The 14,130-nt window shown below is 68.7% G+C and carries 11 protein-coding genes; 4 read left to right on the forward strand and 7 right to left on the reverse strand.

What is annotated here, in order from left to right; all coding sequences use genetic code 11:
* Nucleotides 1–61: 61 nt before the first annotated feature.
* The 3 genes from aguB to C1707_RS04595 form a co-directional block, all read right to left on the reverse strand.
* Complete coding sequence (gene aguB, locus C1707_RS04585; RefSeq protein WP_101714160.1) at nucleotides 62–943, reverse strand: N-carbamoylputrescine amidase; 882 nt, start codon at nucleotides 941–943, stop codon at nucleotides 62–64.
* A 6-nt stretch (nucleotides 944–949) separates the two neighbouring features.
* Nucleotides 950–1,954, reverse strand: a complete 1,005-nt coding sequence (locus C1707_RS04590; RefSeq protein ID WP_101714161.1) for an agmatine deiminase family protein — start codon at nucleotides 1,952–1,954, stop codon at nucleotides 950–952.
* A gap of 147 nt (nucleotides 1,955–2,101) precedes the next feature.
* Complete coding sequence (locus C1707_RS04595; RefSeq protein WP_101714162.1) at nucleotides 2,102–4,597, reverse strand: TonB-dependent receptor; 2,496 nt, start codon at nucleotides 4,595–4,597, stop codon at nucleotides 2,102–2,104.
* A gap of 188 nt (nucleotides 4,598–4,785) precedes the next feature.
* Between C1707_RS04595 and C1707_RS04600 the strand changes: the two genes are divergently transcribed.
* Entirely contained in the window at nucleotides 4,786–6,369 is a 1,584-nt protein-coding gene (locus C1707_RS04600) for an ArnT family glycosyltransferase (protein ID WP_101714163.1), read from the forward strand.
* A 159-nt stretch (nucleotides 6,370–6,528) separates the two neighbouring features.
* Here C1707_RS04600 and cysS read toward each other — a convergent pair whose 3' ends face one another.
* Nucleotides 6,529–7,920 (reverse strand): cysteine--tRNA ligase, encoded by a 1,392-nt coding sequence (cysS, locus tag C1707_RS04605; RefSeq protein WP_101714184.1) that lies wholly within the window; start codon nucleotides 7,918–7,920, stop codon nucleotides 6,529–6,531.
* A gap of 193 nt (nucleotides 7,921–8,113) precedes the next feature.
* Here cysS and folE point away from each other — a divergent pair, with 193 nt between their 5' ends.
* On the forward strand, nucleotides 8,114–8,752 hold the full coding sequence (gene folE, locus C1707_RS04610; protein WP_101714164.1) for a GTP cyclohydrolase I FolE: 639 nt from the start codon (nucleotides 8,114–8,116) through the stop codon (nucleotides 8,750–8,752).
* Between the two features lie 123 nt (nucleotides 8,753–8,875).
* On the opposite strand, the gene C1707_RS04615 is transcribed toward folE, so the two are convergent.
* A complete protein-coding gene (locus C1707_RS04615; RefSeq protein WP_101714165.1) occupies nucleotides 8,876–9,760 on the reverse strand; it encodes a DUF817 domain-containing protein in 885 nt (294 codons plus the stop codon).
* Nucleotides 9,761–9,835: 75 nt separating this feature from the next.
* Between C1707_RS04615 and hisI the strand changes: the two genes are divergently transcribed.
* Together hisI and C1707_RS04625 are read left to right on the forward strand one after the other, a co-directional pair.
* Nucleotides 9,836–10,258 carry a phosphoribosyl-AMP cyclohydrolase gene (gene hisI, locus C1707_RS04620; RefSeq protein ID WP_101714166.1) on the forward strand — a complete coding sequence of 141 codons (423 nt, stop codon included), beginning with the start codon at nucleotides 9,836–9,838 and terminating at the stop codon, nucleotides 10,256–10,258.
* Nucleotides 10,245–10,871: a LysE family translocator gene (locus C1707_RS04625; RefSeq protein ID WP_101714167.1), complete on the forward strand. Its 627-nt coding sequence runs from the start codon at nucleotides 10,245–10,247 to the stop codon at nucleotides 10,869–10,871. Before hisI ends, C1707_RS04625 begins: the two co-directional genes overlap by 14 nt.
* Nucleotides 10,872–10,989: 118 nt before the next feature.
* Here the strand turns inward: C1707_RS04625 and C1707_RS04630 are convergent, their stop codons facing one another.
* Together C1707_RS04630 and C1707_RS04635 are read right to left on the reverse strand one after the other, a co-directional pair.
* Nucleotides 10,990–12,708: an alkaline phosphatase D family protein gene (locus tag C1707_RS04630; protein ID WP_101714168.1), complete on the reverse strand. Its 1,719-nt coding sequence runs from the start codon at nucleotides 12,706–12,708 to the stop codon at nucleotides 10,990–10,992.
* A 100-nt stretch (nucleotides 12,709–12,808) separates the two neighbouring features.
* A complete protein-coding gene (locus C1707_RS04635) occupies nucleotides 12,809–14,005 on the reverse strand; it encodes a DUF418 domain-containing protein (protein ID WP_101714169.1) in 1,197 nt (398 codons plus the stop codon).
* Between the last annotated feature and the right edge of the window lie 125 nt (nucleotides 14,006–14,130).

Here is a 14,130-nt window from a genome sequence, read left to right on the forward strand (position 1 = left end):
GCCACACATGAAAAAGGGCGGGGTCTCCCCGCCCTTCGTCGTTTCTCGTCGATGGCCGGCCTCAGCCCGCCGGGCGGGGGCCGGCCAGGCTGGCGTAGAATTCGGGGCGGCGGTCGCGGAAGAAGCCCCAGGCGGCGCGGTGGGTGGTCAGGAAGTCGAGGTCGAAGCTGGCCTGGACCAGGCCCTCGTCGGCGCGGCCCAGCTCGGAGACCAGGTCGCCGCGATGGTCGGCGATGAACGACGAGCCATAGAAGGTCTGGCCGCCGTTGGGATAGCCGTCCCAGGGCTCGAAGCCGATGCGGTTGGCGCCGATGACGGGAATGACGTTGCTGACCGCGTGGCCCTGCATGGCCCGGCGCCAGGGCAGGGCCGTGTCGAGGCTGGCGTCATGCGGCTCGCTGCCGATGGCGGTGGGGTAGAACAGGGCCTCGGCGCCCATCAGGGCCATGGCGCGGGCCGCCTCGGGGTACCACTGGTCCCAGCAGATGCCGACGCCCAGGCGGCCGAAGCGCGTGTCCCAGACCTTGAAGCCCGTGTCGCCCGGCCGGAAGTAGTACTTCTCCATGTAGCCGGGGCCGTCGGGGATGTGGCTCTTGCGGTAGACGCCCAGCAGGCTGCCGTCGGCGTCGGCCATCACCAGGCTGTTGAAGTAGTGCGGGCCCTCGCGCTCGAAGATCGAGATCGGGATGACGACGCCCAGTTCGCCGGCCAGCGGGGCGATGGCCTTGACCACCGGGTGCTCGCGCCACGGGTGAGCCTCCGCGAACCAGCGCTCCTCCTGGGCGACGCAGAAGTACGGCCCCTGGAACAGCTCGGACGGCAGGATGACCTGGGCGCCCTTTGACGCGGCCTCGCGGATGAAGCCCTCGGTCTTCTTGATGTTGGCGGCCAGATCCATGCCGTAGGCGGTCTGGATGGCGGCGACGCTGAGCGTGCGGGTCATGTCGACTTACTCCCCGGGTTCTTGCTGGCTGATGCAGTGGAACGAGCCGCCGCCGGTGAGGATCGCGGTCGACGGCAGACCGATGACCTGGCGCTCGGGGAACAGGCCCTTGATCACCTCGACGGCGAAGGCGCCCGACTCCTCGGCATAGATCGGAACGATCACCGCCTCGTTGGCGATCAGGAAATTCATGTGCGAGGCCGGGATCGGCTCGCCGTCCTCGTCGAGGATCTTGCCCGGCGAGGGAATGCGCACGACCTGCAGCGGCGAGCCGCGGCTGTCGGTCATGGCGCCCAGCAGGCGGGCGGTCTCGGCATAGACCTCGGCGTTGGGGTCGTCGGCGCCGAAGGCCATCGGGCAGGCCACGACGCCCGGCGCGACGAAGCGGGCCAGGTTGTCGACGTGGCCGTCGGTGTGGTCGTTGAGCAGGCCATCGCCCAGCCACAGCACCTTCCTGGCTCCGAGGGCCGCGGCGAAGGCCGAGGTCGCCGAGGCTTCGTCCCAGCCCGCGTTGCGGTTCTCGTTCAGCACGCACTGGCGGGTGGTCAGCACCGTGCCCAGGCCGTCGTGGTCGACCGCGCCGCCCTCGAGGATGAAGTCGTTGCGCACCAGCGGCGCGCCCGAGGCGGCGGCGATCTGCTCGGCGACGATGTCGTCGCCCTCCAGGTCGTACTTGCCGCCCCAGCCGTTGAACCTGAAGCCGGCCGCCGAGGCGCCCTGGGCGGTCTCGGTGAAGATCGGGCCGGTGTCGCGCAGCCAGATGTCGCCGAACTGGCCACGGACGATCTCGACGGCGGTGTCGGCCAGCAGGGCGCGGGCGGCGGCCTCGGCCTCGTCGCCGACGACCATCAGGCGCACGCGCTCGCCGCCCGGGCCGGCCAGGGCGCGGGCGAGGTCGGCGACTTCCTGCTGCGCCGCTTCGAGGTCTTCCTGCCAGAGCTCGCCATGGCTGGGGAAACCCAGCCACATGGCGCGGTGCGGAGCCCACTCGGCGGGAACGGTGAGGGTCATTTTCGAAACCTGGTCAAAACGAGGGGCGCAGATGGCCCCGGACGGCCCGAGGGTCAAGCGCGCTATCTAGCAAATTGGTGCGACAAAAGAAAAAGGGCGGCTCCGAAGAGCCGCCCTTCCCATCGCATCGGTGAGGATGCGCCGGTCTTAGAACTGCGTGCGCAGGGTGACCTGGTAGGTGCGCGGAGCGCCGATGTGGTACGACGGGGCCGAACCCGAGAACGTACCGCCGCTGGTGACAACGCCGTTGGCGGTGTTACGCGAGCTGATCGAGCCGAAGTAGACTTCGTCGAACAGGTTGGTGACGTTCGCCTGCACGTAGGTGCGCTCGGCGAACGGCAGGTCGTAGCGCAGGTCGAGGTCGATGACCGAGTACGACGGGGTCTTCTCGTCGTTGACGTCGGTGGCCCAACGCTCGCCGGTGTACTTCGCCTGGACGCCGAACTTCAGGTTTTCGGTGATGTTCCAGTCGACGCGACCACCCCAGGTGTATTCCGGGGTCTCGACGATGGCCTTGCCGCCGGTCGGCAGCACGACGCTCGACGAAACGCGGAAGTCGTCCTGGATTTCGCTGTGGTTGTACGAGAACGAACCCGAGACGCGCAGGTACTCGGCCACTTGCCACGACGCCTGGGCGTCCAGGCCGTAGGACTTCACGTCACCGACGTTGCGGTCGATGCTGATGCCCTGGTCCTGGTCGTAGGAGCTGACGATGCGGTTCGAGTAGTCGGTCTTCCACAGGGCGACCGACGAGACGAAGTTCGGGGTCGTGTAGCGGTAGCCGACGTCGATCGACTTGGTGGTTTCCGGCTCGACGCCGGCGGTGGCGACCTGACCGTTGACCAGCGAGACCGTGTACAGGTTGTCCGTACGCGGCGACGAGAAGCCTTCGGCGTAGGCGGCGTAGACCGTGTGGTTGTCGGCCAGGGCGTAGGTGACGCCGACGTTCGGCAGGACGTCGTCGTACTTCTTCGTCAGCGAGAACGGCTTGATGTACTTGGTCGCCTGGACCACGCCGGCGCCGTTGGCGAACTGGACCGAGCCGTCGGCGTTGGTCTGGGCCGGAGCGCGGGTGGTGCAGAAGGCGTTGAAGCCGGCGATGATGCCCGACGAGGTCGTGTTGCTGTTCGAGGTGTAGCAGAACTGGTTCAGCTGACGCTCGAAGTACGGCACGCGCAGACCGAGGTTCACGGTCAGCTTGCTTTCCAGGAACTGACCGAAGTAGTCGGCCGAGATCTGGTTCAGCTGGGCGACCGAGTAGCGGTCACGGGCGCGCAGGAAGCTGCCGTCCGAACCGAACACCTTCTTGCCGTGGCCGTCCTTGCCGCCGAACACGTTGGTCGTCGTGCCGTCCGGGTTCAGGAACGTGTACTCGCCGGTCTGGCGGTGGCGGCCGTAGTCGCCGGTGTAGGCGACGCGGAAGCGCTGGGTGTCGCTGGCCTGCCAGATCACCGAGCTGGTGACCATGTAGCGGCGGGTGTTGGTCACCGACGGGGTGAAGAACGCGACCGTGTCGGTCGTCGTGCCGTTGCCGTTCAGGTCCTTGCCGACGTTCGACGTGCCGAGCACGCGCAGGTCGGTTTCGCTGATGGTGCCCAGCTGCGAGCCGCCGTCGGCCAGGGTGTACTGGAACGACGGGTCGATGGTCCAGATCAGGTTGTCGGCGAGGTGGAACTTGCCCGAACCGCGGATGTTGCCGGTGTTCGACGGGTTCACCTGGCGACCGTAGAAGTCCGAGCAGTTGCCGGCCACGGTCGGCGGGGCGACGGTGATCGAGCCGGTCGTGGTGTTCAGGGTGCGGTTGACGCAGGTGTCGGTGAAGTCGAGGCGACGACCGAAGGCCCGGTACTCAGCCATCGTCATCTGACGATAGTTGTTGTTCCGGTTGATGTTGTAGTGCGCGGCCAGGCTGACGAAGTCGCCGTTGCCCAGGTCCTGGAAGACGCGAGCGTTGAACTGCTTCTTCTCGAGTTCGCCCTTGCCCTTCCACTTGTCGTACGACTGGTACGAGCCCGAGATCCAGGCCGTGGTGCCCCAGGGGCCGAACTCGCCGGTGTTCAGCTGCAGGAAGCCGCGGTGATAGCCGAAGCTGCCCAGGCTGGCGGTGGCGACGCCGCCGAAGTCCTTGGTCGGACGGGCGGTGACGTAGTTGATGGTGCCGCCGGTGGCCGAAGCGGTCGGGCTGTCGACGTCGGTGGTGCCGAGGTTGACGCTGGCGCGGCTGATCAGCTCGGGGTCCAGCATCTGGTTCGGGTAAACGGCGTAGTTGCCGGTGTCGTTCAGCGGGATGCCGTCGAAGGTGACCGAGACGCGGTTACCGTCGAAGCCGCGCAGGCGCAGGTTGCCGCCCGACGAGCCGTACGGGTCGTTGTTGGTGAAGCTGACGCCCGGAATCTGGTTCAGCGACTGGAAGATGGTCTGACCGCTCGCCTGGGTGGCGATGGCTTCCTGGGTGATCGAAACCTTCGACTTCGGAGCGGTTTCGGCGATCACGCCGGCGACGGCCTTCGGGCCGCCCGAAGCGGTGACCACGACGGCTTCGACGGCGTCCGTACCGGTCGACTGAGCCATCGCGGCGGTCGCCGCCAGCAGGCTGCCGACCAGCGCGGTCGACGCCAGGCAGGCGATTTTTTTCGTGTTCATGTCCAAGGATCCCCTCATTCTTTGACGCGAGCCCTATAGGTGAGCATCAATCCGCATCGTTTGGGGGGTTTAGCGAAACATTTCGAAGGTTTGGTGACGGAAACGCCACGATCGCCCAGAAACTGCCACAACGACCGTAGTTTGCGGAACGATTGGTCAGATTCCACTTACTTGGCTAAGGAGAGGGCATGACCGCGACCCCCTTGCCCGCCTTGGATTCCGAAGCCCGCGCCTGGCGCCTGACCGTCATCGCGGTCGGCCTGCTGACAATCGTCCGGGTGCTGGCGATTTTTTCGACGCCCCTCGAACTGTACCCGGACGAAGCCCAGTACTGGCTTTGGTCGCGGACGCTGGATTTCGGCTATTATTCCAAGCCGCCGATGGTGGCGTGGGTGATCTGGCTGACCACCCAGATCGGCGGCGACGCCGAGGCCTGGCTGCGCGTGGGGGCGCCGCTGCTGCACGGGGCGACGGCCCTGGTGCTGTATCGCATCGCCCGGCGGCTCTACGGCGGCTGGACCGGCCTGGCGGCCGCGGCGGTCTACGCCCTGATGCCCGGCGTGGCGCTGTCGTCGGCGGTGATCGGCACCGACGCGCCGCTGCTGTTCTTCCTGGCCCTGACGATCTGGGCCTATGTCTCGCTGCCCGCCGCGCAAGCCGGCCGCCCCCGGCTGCTGGTCGCCGCCGGCCTGGGCGCGGCGCTGGGCCTGGCCTTCCTGTCGAAGTACGCGGCGGTCTACGTGCTCCTGAGCATCGGCGCGCACCTGGCCCTGTCGCGCGAGGCCCGCAAGGTCTGGACCTGGCCGATGGCCGCGGCGTTCTTCGGCGTGCTGATCGCCGTGTTCGCGCCGAACCTGATCTGGAACGCGGCCCACAAGTTCGCCACGGTCGAGCACACCGCCGCCAACGCCAACTGGGGCGCCCACTCGCTGTTCAACCCGCGCGAGCTGGTCGAGTTCGTCGCCTCGCAGTTCGGGGTTTTCGGCCCCCTGCCCTTCGGCGTGCTGCTGGGCGGCGGGATCGTGCTGGCGGTCCGCCGCCGCCTGCAGCCGGCCGACGTGCTGCTGCTGTGCTTCGCCTTGCCGCCGCTGCTGACCGTGGCCGGCCAGGCCTTCGTCAGCCGCGCCAACGCCAACTGGGCGGCCGCCGCCTATGTCGCCGGCTCGGTGCTGGCGGCCGGCTGGATGATGCGCTGGGGCGCGCGCAAATGGCTGATCGCGGGCCTGGCCGTGCAGGGCGTGTTCGCCGGCCTGTTCCTGGCTTGCCTGACCAACCCGCGCCTGGCCGACGCCATCGGCCTGTCCAACAGCTTCAAGCGGGTGCGCGGCTGGGACCAGACGGTGCAGGCGATCATCGACCGGGCCCGCGAGGAGCAGACCGGCGCCGGCGTCACCGCCGTGGCCGTCGACGACCGCTTCCTGTTCAACGTGGCGGCCTATTACGGACGCGACTACTGGGGCACGTTCGGCGCCCCGCCGCTGCGCATCTGGGTGCACGAGGCCCATCCGCAGAACCAGGCCGAGACCGAGGCCCCGCTGACGGAAGCCTATGGCCGCCGCGCGCTGGTCGCCAGCCTGGAGGGGGTCTACCGCTCCAAGATCGAGCAGGACTTCAAGGCGCATTCGGGCGACGAGATCGTTCGCGTGCGGCTGGACGCCAAGCGCAGCCGGCGCACCGACCTGTTCATCGCCGAGGGCTTCGCGCCCGTGCCGCGCGACCCCAAGACCGGCCTGCCGCCGGATCCGGAGAACGGGGGCTCGACGGCGCGGTAGGCTTTGAGAGTCCCAAACCGTAAAATCCCCGCGAAAGCGGGGACCTAGGCTTTTTCTGAAACCCACGGCGCTCGACGATAAAACACCTGGGTCCCCGCTTTCGCGGGGATTTTACGGAATTTAGAAAGGCTCCCTCTTCGAAAGGGAGCCTTTTTAAGATCAGTCCTTCATCCGCCAGGTCGCGCCGGTCGGGCTGTCCATGACCACGACGCCCAGGGCGTCGAGCTCGCCGCGGATGGCGTCGGCGGCGGTCCAGTCCTTGGCGGCGCGGGCGGCGACGCGGCGGGCCAGCAGGTCTTCGACCTGGGCCCGCAGCTCGTCGGAGGCGTCGCCTTCGAACCAGCCGTCGGGATCGGCCTGCAGGAAGCCCATCAGGGCGCCGGCCTCGAGCAGGCGCGACTTGTGGATCGCGACCTCGGTCAGGTCGCCGGCGGTGACGGCCTTCTCGATGGCGCTGGAGACCTCGAACAGACGGGCGACGGCGGCCGGCGTGTTGAGGTCGTCGCACAGGGCGTCCATCACCTCCTGCGGGGCCTCGACAGCCTGGTCGGGCGCGACGTCCTTGGCGCGGCGCAGGGCGCCGTAGAGGCGATCCAGCGACTTGCGGCTCTGCTCGAGCAACTCGGGCGTCCAGTCCAGCGGCTGGCGGTAGTGGGCGCTCAGCAGGGCCCAGCGCACCACCTCGCCCGGCACGCTCTTCACCAGCTCGTGCGGGATGATGACGTTGCCCAGGCTCTTGGACATCTTCTCGCCGGCCATGTCGAGGAAGCCGTTGTGCATCCAGTAGCGGGCCAGCACCGGCGCGCCGTGGGCGCAGCGGCTCTGGGCGACCTCGTTCTCGTGGTGGGGGAACTGCAGGTCGATGCCGCCGGCGTGGATGTCGATGGTCTCGCCCAGCTGCTTCTCGATCATCGCCGAGCATTCGATGTGCCAGCCCGGACGGCCCGCGCCCCAGGGGCTTTCCCACTCGGGCTCGTTCTCCTTGCTGGGCTTCCACAGCACGAAGTCGGCCGGGTGGCGCTTGTAGGGCGCGACCTCGACGCGGGCGCCGGCGATCATCTCGTCCAGCGGCCGGCCGGACAGCTGGCCATAGTCGGGGAAGCTCTGGGTGTCGAACAGCACGTGGCCTTCGGCGGCGTAGGCGCTGCCGTTGGCGACCAGCTTGCCGATCATCTCGACGATGGCGCCGATGTGGTCGGTGGCCTTAGGCTCCAGCGTCGGGCGCAGCGCGCCCAGAGCGTCGGCGTCCTGGTGATAGGCCTCGAGATAGCGGTCGGTGATGACCTTGATCTCGACGCCCTCGTCGGCGGCCTTCTTGTTGATCTTGTCGTCGACGTCGGTGACGTTGCGCGCATAGACCACCGCCTCGTCGCCGAATTCGTGGCGCAGCAGGCGGAACAGCACGTCGAAGGCCACCACCGGACGGAAGTTGCCGATATGGGCGTAGCCGTAGACCGTCGGTCCACAGACATACATCGTCACCCGGTCGCGATCGGCGGGAACGAAGTCGCGCTTCTCGCGCGCCATGGTGTCGTAGAGCCTGATGGTCATGAAAACTCGGTCGCCTTGACGCAGCGGAAGGGTGTTGTCGGAACGAAAAACCGGACCCATATAGCGGGGAGCGCGCCTTCGAACCACGTCTTTGCGACGTGAAAGGCGCGCCCTTTAACGGGTGGCACGCGTAATTCCAGGGCGACAGGCGCTCTGGCGCAACTCAGCCCGTGGAAAGAACCCCCGCGAAAACATGGACGCACTGACCCGCGAGCGAACCCTGATCGGCTCTGACGACAACGCCGGTCTTGATCTTGAACCCGCCCAGCGCCCCACCCGCGACGAAGCCATGGCCGCCGTGCGCACGCTGCTGGCCTGGGCGGGCGACAACCCCGATCGCGAAGGCCTGCTCGACACGCCCCAGCGGGTGGTCGACGCCTATGGCGAGTGGTTCGCCGGCTATCAGGGCGACCCGGCCAAGGAACTTTCGCGCACCTTCGAGGACGTGCAGGGCTACGACGACATGGTCATGCTGCGCGGCATCGACGTGCAGAGCCACTGCGAGCACCACATGGCGCCGTTCCTGGGCAAGGCCTGGATCGCGTACATGCCGACGGGCAAGGTCGTCGGCCTTTCCAAGCTGGCCCGTCTGACCGAAATCTTCGCCAAGCGTCTCCAGACCCAGGAGACCATGACCATGCAGATCGCCGACGCCATCGAGGATCACCTCTCGGCCGCCGGCGTCGCCGTGCTGATCGACGCCGAGCACCAGTGCATGTCGACCCGCGGCGTGCACCACCACGACGTCTCGACCATCACCACCCAGTTCCGCGGCCTGTTCAAGACCGACAAGGTCCTGCAGCAGCGCTTCATGGACCTGGTTCGGAAGTAAGAGACGATACTCCCCCTCTGGGGGAGGTGGCCCGGAGGGGGCCGTTTTCAGCTTTCGAAAAGCTGGACGGCCCTTCCCTCTCCGTCGGCTTCGCCGACACCTCTCCCTTCAGGGAGAGGGTTTTCACACCGCCCCGCGGATGCCTTCGCGCAGGCGCTCGACGCAGGCGTCGAGCGGGCGGTGGACCAGGCTGACCAGCACGAAGCTGATGGTCATCAGAAGGTACCAGGCGCCCAGCTTCTCGATCGGCACCATGTGCCAGCCCTCGCGCTGGCTGGGATAGATCCAGGCCCCGGCGGCGGTGCCCAGGTTCTCGGCCAGCCAGATGAACAGCGCCACCAGCATCAGGCCCAGCAGCATCGGCATGCGGCGCGCGACGCGGTCGGGCGTGAACACGAACCAGGTGCGCCCGAACAGCAGCGCCGACAGGGCGAACAGCCCCAGCCGCATGTCGGTGACGTAGTGGTGAGTGAAAAAATTCAGATAGATCAGCACCGCCAGGACATGGGCGCTCCAGAACGGCGGATAGCGGATGAAGGTGATGTCGAAGAGCCGCCAGATGCGGGCGATGTAGCTGCCGACGCAGGCGTACATGAAGCCGGTGAACAGCGGCACGTCGCCGATCCGCAGCACGCTGGCCTCGGGATAGATCCACGAGCCGTGGGCGGTCTTGAAGATCTCCATGGCCGTGCCGACCAGGTGGAAGATGGCGATCACCGCCGCCTCGTCCCAGCGCTCCAGCTTGAGCAGGATCAGCAGCGCCTGGATGGCGACCGAGGCGATGACCAGAAAGTCGTAGCGGGCCAGCAGCGCGTCGTGCGGCCAGAACAGGTAGGTGCCCACCAGCAGCACCAGCATCAGGGCGCCGAACAGGCACGCCCAGGCCTGCTTGAGGCCGAACAGCAGGAACTCGTAGGCCCAGCCGTGGGCCTTCGAGCGCTCCGCCCATGGACGCGCCCTGCGGTCCAGCGCCGCCACGCCATCCTTGATCCTGGACTTGAGGTCCATCGTCCCTGTCGTTCCCGTCCCCCGCCGGTGCGCGGAGGCTAGCCCAAAGCGGGGGTGATGCGCCATATGTCTTTGATGACCAGCCAGATCTTCCCCGCCGCCCCCGACAAGCAGGCCCTGGAGCGCGGCGTCGCTCTGGCCCCGCGCTTCGACGCCAACGGCCTGGTGGCGGCGGTGGCGCAGCATGCCGACACCGGCGAGATCCTGATGCTGGCCTGGATGAACGACGAGGCCCTGAAGCTGACGCTCGACACCGGCGTGGCCCACTATTTCAGCCGCTCGCGCAACGGACTCTGGAAGAAGGGCGAGACCAGCGGCCAACTGCAGATCGTCACGCAGGTGCGCATCGACTGCGACCAGGACGCCGTGGTCCTCAAGGTGCGACCGCAAGGCGACGGCGGGGCCTGCCACGTGGGCTTCCGCTCGTGCTTCTATCGCGTCTGGGAGAACGGCCAGCTGGTCGAGCGGGAGGAAGAGCACGCCCATGACCACGCCTGAGGCCCTGCTCGCCTTCACCCTGGCCGCCTCCCTGCTGACCATCACGCCGGGCCTGGACACCGCGCTCGTCCTGCGCAGCGCCGCCACCGAGGGCCCGCGCCGCGCGGCCGCCGCGGCCATGGGCATCGGCGCGGGCTGCCTGGTCTGGGGCATGGCCGCGGCCTTCGGGGCCGGCGCGCTGCTGACGGCCTCGGAACTGGCCTACACCGCGCTGAAGTGGGCCGGCGCGGCCTATCTGGTCTGGATGGGCGTCAAGATGCTGTGGAATCCCCGCGACCGTTTCGAGCCGGGCGCGGTGTCGCCGACCGGCGGCGGAATGGCGGACTCGTTCCGGCGCGGACTGTTCACCAACCTGCTCAATCCCAAGGTCGGGGTGTTCTACATCTCGTTCCTGCCGCAGTTCGTGCCGGCCGGCGCCAGCCCCGGCGTGTTCGGGACCATGCTGGCGGGGATCCACGTGCTGCTGGGCCTGGCCTGGGCCGGCCTGCTGATCGCCGCCACCGCGCCCCTGGCCGGCCTGCTGCGCGAGGCGGCCGTGGTGAGGTGGCTCGACCGGATCAGCGGCGGCGTGTTCATCGCCTTCGGGCTGAGGCTGGCGCTGGAGCGGCGGTAGCGGTCCGTGCGTCCTTCGAGGCTCGCCGACGGCTCGCACCTCAGGATGAGGAACTCATTGCAATGACATCCTTATCCTGAGGCGCCCACACAGCGGGCCTCGAAGGGCGCACCGAGCCTCAGCCCTCCGCCAGCGCCTTCACCCCGCCGCCCTCGGCCGGCGTCACCACGAAGGTCTTCAGCACGCTGGTCGTGTAGTCGGTCGACAGGATGGTCGACACCGCCACCAGCTCGCCGGTGGCGCGGCCCTTCTCCAGGGTCAGCAGGACGAAGCCCTTGGCGCTGGGATGGGCGTACTTAACCTCGCGATTGCGCTGCACGAAGGCCTCGCCGATCGGGGCGCCGGGCATCAGGTCGCCATAGCCGGGCGAGGTGATCGAGGTGGCGCCGAACTCGGCGGCGACACGGGTCGAGCCGGCGTCGTCCCACAGCTCGTTGGCCCAGAACATGTGGCTGTCGCCGGCCAGGACGATCGGCGCGGCCTTGCTGGCCTTGAAGATGTCGTAGACCCGCTGGCGGTCGGCCGGATAGCCGTCCCAGGCGTCGAGGTTGGACGGGATGTCGTAGGCCGACATCGCGATGCCCTTCTCGACCCGGCCCTTGGCGTAGTCAGGCAGGGCCGCGACCAGGGCGCCGAACTTCTCGGCGCCCATCGTGGCCTTGAGGTTTGGCGCGGCGACACGCGCCATGACCACCTGGTTGCCCAGCACCTGCCAGGCCGTGCCGGCCTTGACCGAGGCGTCGACCTCCCGGGCCAGCCATTGCTCCTGGCCCTCGCCCATCATCCGGCGCGAGGGATCCTGCCACTTGGCGACGAAGGCCTCGACCTGCGGCTTGCCGTCGGCCGAGAAGGCCAGGTCCTTGGCGTAGTCCAGCTGCTGGGTGCGGGCCGTCAGCCGGGTCTCGACCATCAGCAGGGTGGCGACGTCGCCGAACTGGAAGCGGCGCCAGGCGGCCTCCGGCAGCGTCCCGGCCGAGGGTTCGCGGATCGGCATCCACTCGTAGTAGGCCTTGAGCGCGGCGGCCTTGCGCGCGGCCCAGTCGCCCTCGCCCCCATTCTGACCAAGAGGGTCGGGATCGTGGTTCTCGGCCCCGCCGACCCAGCTGTCGTTGGCGGTCTCGTGGTCGTCCCAGACGACGATCCACGGCGCGCGGGCGTGGGCCGCCTGCAGCATCGGGTCGGTCTTGTAGAGCGCATGGCGGCGGCGGTAGTCCGACAGGCTGACGATCTCGTGCGGCGGGTCGGGCCGGCGCTGGACGGCGACCGGCGAGCTCATGCCGTAGTCCTTGGGGCCGCCGCCGTACTCGTAGATGTAGTCGCCCAGGTGCAGCACCGCGTCGACGCGCGGCAGCTTGGCGATGGCGTCGTAGGCGGTGAAGTAGCCGTTCGGATAGAGCGAGCACGAGGCCACGGCCAGGACCACGTCCTTGACCGAACCCTGCGGCAGGGTGCGGGTGCGCCCGGTGATCCCCTCGCCCGCCGGCTTGCCGGCCTTCAGCGGGCGGAAGCGGAAGTGATAGTCCGTGCCCGGCTTCAAGCCGGTCGCGTCGACCTTGACCGTCCAGTCGCGGGCGGCGTCGGTCAGGGCCTGGCCCTGGGCGACTATGGCCTTGAAGTCGGGATCGCTCGCGACCTCCCAGCGGACGGCGACGGGCGCCGCGGCGCCCTCGGCGGTGACGCGGGTCCACAGGATCACCCGGTCGGCCAGCGGGTCGCCCGAGGCCAGGCCGTGGGCGAAGCGGACCTCGCCGTCGAAGGTCCTGGGCGCGGCGGCGGCGACCGGCGTGGCCGCGCCGGAACCGAGCAGGGCGAGAAGCCCGCGGCGATCGATCTTCATGTACGCACTCCCCGACAGGACGCCCGCGACGTCATGAGGCGGCGTTAGCGGCGGCCGGCGACAACCTTATGACGCACGCGGTTATTCGGGGAGCATCCCGCTACCGCCGCAACGGCGAGGGACCGCGATAGAGCCGGCGCCAGACCCACTCCAGCGGCCCCATCGAGAAGCGCTCGATCCACCAGCGCGACCACAGCGCCTGGGCGATCCACAGCACGACCACGATCACGGCCAGCGCCGGCCGGTCGAGGCGGGCGAAGAGGCCAAGGCCGCGCCCGCCGTAGAAGATCGCCGTCATCACCAGCGACTGGGCGATGTAGTTGGTGAAGGCCATCTGGCCGACCGGCGCCAGGACGGCGGGAAGCCTCCGCCAGAACCCGGCCGAGCGCGCGGCCAGGGCCATCAGCCCGACATAGGCCAGGGTGGTCAGGGGCGCGGTGACCATCTGCAGGCCCTCGGCCAGGCGCAGGTCGTGCTCCTGCCGCCCCCCGGCGACGAAGGCGAAGTAGGGCCAGCCGACCAGGGCCAGGGCGCCAAGGCCGATGGCGATCAGCACGCCGTAGGTCCGCCCCGAGGCCGCGCCGGTGAACACGCCCTTCTTGTAGGCGCCCAGGCCGATCATCATCAGGCCGGCGGTGAACATGAAGATGATCGGCTCGTAGGGCAGGTTCTCCAGCCGGTCGCGCGCGTTGATCGCCAGGGACGACAGGAAGCCGCCGCGATAGGCGGCGATGTCGGCCGCGCCCTTGGCCGCTTCCCGCGCGACCTCGGCCGCCTGGTCGGCGGGCGGCAGGACGGGCAGCGCGAAGAGGCCCAGCAAGGTGATCGCCGAGAAGGCGACCCAAAGGCCGATCCCCCAGGCAAGGAGCTTGCGGGCGGACCAGGAGCGCGCCTGGGCGACCGCCAAGCCGGCCAGGGCGTAGCTCAGCAGCACGTCGCCCCACCAGATGGCGAAGCCGTGGACGACGCCGAACACGGCCAGCCAGCCCAGCCGGCGATAGAGCACCCCGCCCTTGCCGCTCCCGCCTCGCGCACCCGGTCCCTTCTCGCCGCCGACCAGGAACATCGAGATCCCGAACAGCATCGAGAACAGGGTCACGAACTTGCGCTGGAACAGCCACTGGGTGACCAGCCACACCGACATCGTCCCGGGGCCCGTCCCGAACGGCCAGGCGCGCACGCTGTCGCTGAGCTCCATGGGAAAGGCGAAGCCGGGCGCGTTGCACAGCAGGATGCCCAGCACGCCCAGCCCCCGCAGGGCGTCGAGCAGGATGATGCGGTCTTTGTCAGCGGCCATGTGGCGCTCGTCCCCGGATTCGCCGGGGATGGTGGCCTGCGTCGTGGGCGACGGGTAGCCCCCGCGCCCTTCACCCTTGATGGGGAAGGGTCGCGGATGGGGCGGCCCCCTCCCCCATCAAGGGG

Origin of the sequence: Caulobacter flavus (assembly GCF_003722335.1) — a bacterium.
Classification (GTDB): domain Bacteria; phylum Pseudomonadota; class Alphaproteobacteria; order Caulobacterales; family Caulobacteraceae; genus Caulobacter; species Caulobacter flavus.

Coding starts and splice junctions, on each gene's coding strand:
- cysS (WP_101714184.1), bottom strand. CDS start 7,920: ATGACCATCAGGCTCTACGACACCATGGCGCGCGAGAAGCGCGACTTC.
- C1707_RS04600 (WP_101714163.1), top strand. CDS start 4,786: ATGACCGCGACCCCCTTGCCCGCCTTGGATTCCGAAGCCCGCGCCTGG.
- hisI (WP_101714166.1), top strand. CDS start 9,836: ATGACCAGCCAGATCTTCCCCGCCGCCCCCGACAAGCAGGCCCTGGAG.
- C1707_RS04635 (WP_101714169.1), bottom strand. CDS start 14,005: ATGGCCGCTGACAAAGACCGCATCATCCTGCTCGACGCCCTGCGGGGG.
- C1707_RS04625 (WP_101714167.1), top strand. CDS start 10,245: ATGACCACGCCTGAGGCCCTGCTCGCCTTCACCCTGGCCGCCTCCCTG.
- C1707_RS04595 (WP_101714162.1), bottom strand. CDS start 4,597: ATGAACACGAAAAAAATCGCCTGCCTGGCGTCGACCGCGCTGGTCGGC.
- folE (WP_101714164.1), top strand. CDS start 8,114: ATGGACGCACTGACCCGCGAGCGAACCCTGATCGGCTCTGACGACAAC.
- C1707_RS04590 (WP_101714161.1), bottom strand. CDS start 1,954: ATGACCCTCACCGTTCCCGCCGAGTGGGCTCCGCACCGCGCCATGTGG.
- aguB (WP_101714160.1), bottom strand. CDS start 943: ATGACCCGCACGCTCAGCGTCGCCGCCATCCAGACCGCCTACGGCATG.
- C1707_RS04630 (WP_101714168.1), bottom strand. CDS start 12,708: ATGAAGATCGATCGCCGCGGGCTTCTCGCCCTGCTCGGTTCCGGCGCG.
- C1707_RS04615 (WP_101714165.1), bottom strand. CDS start 9,760: ATGGACCTCAAGTCCAGGATCAAGGATGGCGTGGCGGCGCTGGACCGC.